Below are 4602 nucleotides of genomic sequence, written 5' to 3'. Positions count from 1 at the left end.
GCTTGAACCTCTGTTATTGCAAGATTACGGGCTGAAATCTTCTCAAAGTTTTCCATTAAATTACTAATCTCACTATCCATACCAAAAATATCTATATATGTGTAAATAATTGCTTCTGAGCCATTAAAGTCTTTTTCTGCAAGAAGCTTCTGAACTCTTACATGAAAGCTTACCCTTAGCAAGTCACCAATTTTATGGCGTCTGCTGTGAAGAGTTATTAACTCTGCGAGTGTTTTTTTTATATCTTTTATATTGCCACTTAGAGCATACCCTTCACATTTTTGCATAAGTTTTGACCAGTGATTTTCTAAAAGAACTCCTAGCTCCACTGTTTTGAGATATTTATGCAAATCCAAAATCTCATAACACTCGACAAAATCGCCCTTGTCATAAGCTTTTTGTAGGGTTTGCATGTACGTACATCTTTTATAGAGTTCATCCACTTGGTTTTGTATAGCATCTATCCCATCTACATAAAGAAGAAGCCTTTTGGCATCTTGGGTATCTCCTTTTTTGATTGCTACTTGAGCGTTATCAAGAATCTCCCTTATTTGGGCATGCATTAGAGTATAGTTTGGAATCTCTTTAAAGAGCTCATTCATTTTTGTTAGCTGATTTATAGTGTTGAAATCTTTTTTTTGAATTGCTTTTAAAAGTGCTACAAACTCCTTGTTATGGGTAAGAAGCAAGTTGATAAGTGGCTTTTTACTAAGAATAGAACTGTATTGACTCAGAAGTGCTTTTGCTCCTTGAATATCATTTTTTATAATAAGTCTTTGTGCATTTAAGAAAGTTGTTTTAAATGATTGTTCCATTTTTTGGTACTGAATTGTATTTTTTAATGCTTCATATTTTGAACACATGGCATAAGCAATGTGGTATTTTTTCTCTAAAAAAAGTGTCTGAAATCTAGAGTAATTTTTAAAAGCATCAAATAACTCTTTTATTTTTTGCTGTTTTGATTTTACATTTTTATAAACATCTAGTATCTGTAAAGCTAAGGCAATATTTTGACCTATAAGTGCTTTTGTTGCATTTTTATAACTTATCTCAAACCTATCTTCAAGTATTTTATGCTCATGTGAACCATGAAGCATCGGCTCTTCGTCTAGAAGCTCAAATGCCTCTTCAAGTGAATTATGAAGGATAAGTGATTTTAGTTTTGTAACTCCTCTTAGCTCAACATTTAAAATAGTATTATCTACAAGAGCAACGAGCAAATACTCATCATTAAGTATATCAACTCTTTGTATCTGAGATTTAAATTCTATGTATTTGCTATGAATGATTTTATAACTTGTTGTATCTATTATCGTTATAGTTTTAGATTTGCCAACAACCATGAGATAGTTTGGGTTTGGCATAATAAGAAGTTGCTTTATATCAGGTATTGTAGTTCTTATAACTTTATTATTGCTTGGATTATCTAGAAAAAATATACTAAGAGTACCATCACTACTCCCACAAACAAGCCTATTTTCATCTAAAAAACATAAAGCATCTGTATGACTTTTATTGTGAGTTATGCTCTGTTTATTTGTCTGAGTATTGATATCGATAATATAAATAAGACCACCATACCCACTACACGCAAAGAGGTTTTTATAAAAGGCAAAAGCACTTACAAAACTTGCACGCTCTTTGACCCTAGCGCCAATCTCTTCTCTTTTATAACCAAATGAGCAGAGTCTTGAGAGAAGGTTTGGTTGATTTAGCGTATACTGCAGCACTCTGCCACTTTTTGTTCCTACTATAAGATAGCTAGAAGAGGGGTCAAAACTTATTAGCTCTATCTCTTCATCAAGAGTCTGAATTGATTGGATTAAATTTTTAGATTTTATATGAATGACATACAAAAAGGGCGAGATAGCAAAAGAAAAATATTTGGAGTTTGGGCTAAAAGTGTGAGCTGAAGTAGTTGAATTAAGATAGCTATTGGCAATGCTTTGTTTAGTATCACCATCATTAATATCGAATATTTTAATGCCATGAAACTTTGTGCAGTAAGCTATAAGCGAGTTATCTATGGCTTTTAAGGCAACAACCTCAGATTTGGCTTTTAAACATTCATATATTTTAAACATTAAATATTATAGATAAAAAATGTAGTTTTTGAACTGAATATGATTTGAGGGAGGAGTATATAAAGCCATTGAAAAATGGCTTTATGTTTTAGAAATCTTTAGCTTCTACTTCAGAATAAGCTTTAATCAAATGTTTACCCATTTGACCTTCAATGTCATCCCATTTATGAAAATCTTTTAGATTATTATAAACTTCATCTTTTATCTCATAGCTTTCCATACCATTTTTATAAGCCTTCTCGGCTCCTGCAATAACTATCTTCATGTACTTCAAATAAGGGTCCAATGTTTCATGTAGTTTACCTGAGGGACCATGACCTGGAACATATAATTTATAATCTTTATAACCGTCTTTATGAGCTATAACATTTTCAAGTATTTGAATATTATCAAAAATACTTGATGATTCATCAAATGCTCCAAAACGGTTTTTCATAAGATTGTCTCCAAGAAAAAGTGTTTTTGAATTCACATGTTCAATTAATATATCAGTATCAGTATGTCCACGTGCTGGATGACGCATAATAAATGTTTGACCATCAATAACTACAGTTTCCTTGTGATCTACACCTGTATTTGGAAACGCAAAGGGTTTAGTGCCTTCAAGATTGCCGGTTAATGAACCAAGTATCCCATACCAAGTCTCTGCAGCGTTATCTTTAGCTTGTTCTATCATGTAAGTTAAAGCATAGATTTTTACATTTGGGTATTTTTCTTGAAAATTTTTGTTTGCAAACCAGTGATCACCATGTTTATGAGTGTTAAAGATGGCGATAACAGGCTTTTTGCTTACTTTTTCGACCTCTGCAAGCACGTTTTTACCAACATTATAATTTCCACCTGGGTCAATTACGATTAGCCCGTTTTTGCTCTCTATTAGTGCTGGGTTATTCATGAAACCGCCATTTTCTTTGTTTGGCATCATAGCAGGACCATGCATAATATATACATTGTCATTTGCTTTTTCAAATTTAAACTCACCTAGTTTTCCTAAAGAAAACGCATTTAACGACAAAGAAAACGTAATAATCATTGCAATTATTAAACTGATTTTTTTCACTAATCTCTCCTAATTAATTTTTTTGATAAAATTATCACAAAAATAATTATACTTTTTTTAATTTAAAATTGCAAGAATGAGATGTAGTTTCCCTCATGAAGAGGGAAAAGAAGAAGGTTGGTTACGCTCTACCTGAAAGCATACCGTGGATAGTCATTGGTTTAAGAAGATAAACTTTTAATAACCACATAATCCATCTCTCTTGAGTTGGGTCAAGAGGGAATGAAGGTGTTGGTTTCTTAGTCCAGTTAAACTCAGCAAGCATAACAGTACCAAGACCAGTAATAAGTGGACAAACTGTATATCCATCATACTTAGATGGTAATTCTTTTCCACCCATCGCTGCAACTACGTTATCAACAATAACTTTGTACTGCTTACGAGCTGAACCACCAGTTTTACCCATTGGAACACCAGCACAGTCACCAACCGCCCAAACATTAGGGAAGAAAGAAGATTGAAGAGTCTCTTTAGTTACAGCAACCCAGCCACCAGAGCCAAGGTTTGATTTACCTACAACATCTGGAGATTTCATTGGAGGAGCTACGTGCATAAAGTCATACTTGAATTCAACTGGCTCGCTAACTTCAACTTCTTTAATGATTGGCTCACCCATTTCATCTTCAAACTGTTGTTTTTCCATATGCCACTTATTAAAAGTTGCTGTTTTAGTAGCAGGATCTACTGATACTAGGTTATGGTTATAGTTAGCTATAAAACCTCTTGCTTCAAATTGTTTAACGATTGGAGCATTGTAGTCTGGAATACCAAATAAAGCACCATTGTTTGTGTTAAAAGTAAGTTCAACTTTATCACGAACACCAGCTTCTACAAGACGAGCATGTGTTAAATAAACGATTTTAAGTGGAGCACCACCACACTTAATAGCACCTCTTGGGTTAGTAAATAGTGCTTTTAATTTTTCTGGACCAGTATGAGCTTTTGCTTTTGAAATAAGCTCTTGAATACCATCCCATGTTGCTACTGCACCCTCTTGGAAATAGATAGAGTGTAAACCATCTTTAGTGATAGTTTGCTTTGTAGCTGCATTATCTTTTCCAGAAGATGTAATTTCACCCTCAATACCTTTAATAGCAGCATAGTTAAGGTTAGCACCAGCAGCAATAATAAGCTGATCATAAGAGATATCTTGACTTCCATCAACAGTTACTTTGTTGTTTTCAGGATCAACTTTAGTTACGCTTCCTTTAATCAACTTAACACCACTTGGTACAAAATCATCTCTTTTGTAAACGATATCATCTAGCTTCCAAACACCAGCTGCAACCAATGTTTGTCCTGGTTGATATGAAACAGAGATAGGATCTGGTTCAATTACTGTAATATCTGCATTTGATATAGTGTTGTTTAGGCGAGCAGCGGTACTCATACCAGCTAAACCACCACCAAGAATCACTATTTTACCCTTTACGTCTGAAGATGCTACAGCAGCTGAAG

At 33.8% G+C, this 4602-nt stretch carries 3 protein-coding genes; all 3 read right to left on the bottom strand.

Annotation, left to right across the window (positions count from 1 at the left end; all coding sequences use genetic code 11):
• Nucleotides 1–2084: hypothetical protein (locus PHI38_RS09160; RefSeq protein ID WP_299855389.1), on the bottom strand; the 2084-nt coding region annotated here is incomplete at its 3' end.
• Nucleotides 2085–2172: 88 nt separating this feature from the next.
• Nucleotides 2173–3117 carry an MBL fold metallo-hydrolase gene (locus tag PHI38_RS09155; RefSeq protein WP_299855386.1) on the bottom strand — a complete coding sequence of 315 codons (945 nt, stop codon included), beginning with the start codon at nucleotides 3115–3117 and terminating at the stop codon, nucleotides 2173–2175.
• A gap of 148 nt (nucleotides 3118–3265) precedes the next feature.
• On the bottom strand, nucleotides 3266–4602 hold a 1337-nt coding region (locus tag PHI38_RS09150; RefSeq protein WP_299855383.1), incomplete at its 5' end, for an FAD/NAD(P)-binding oxidoreductase.

The sequence above is a fragment of the Sulfurimonas sp. genome, from assembly GCF_028694895.1.
Taxonomy (GTDB): domain Bacteria; phylum Campylobacterota; class Campylobacteria; order Campylobacterales; family Sulfurimonadaceae; genus Sulfurimonas.
Note: the sequence above shows the minus strand (reverse complement) of the source record. Positions and strands in the feature narration are given on the sequence as shown.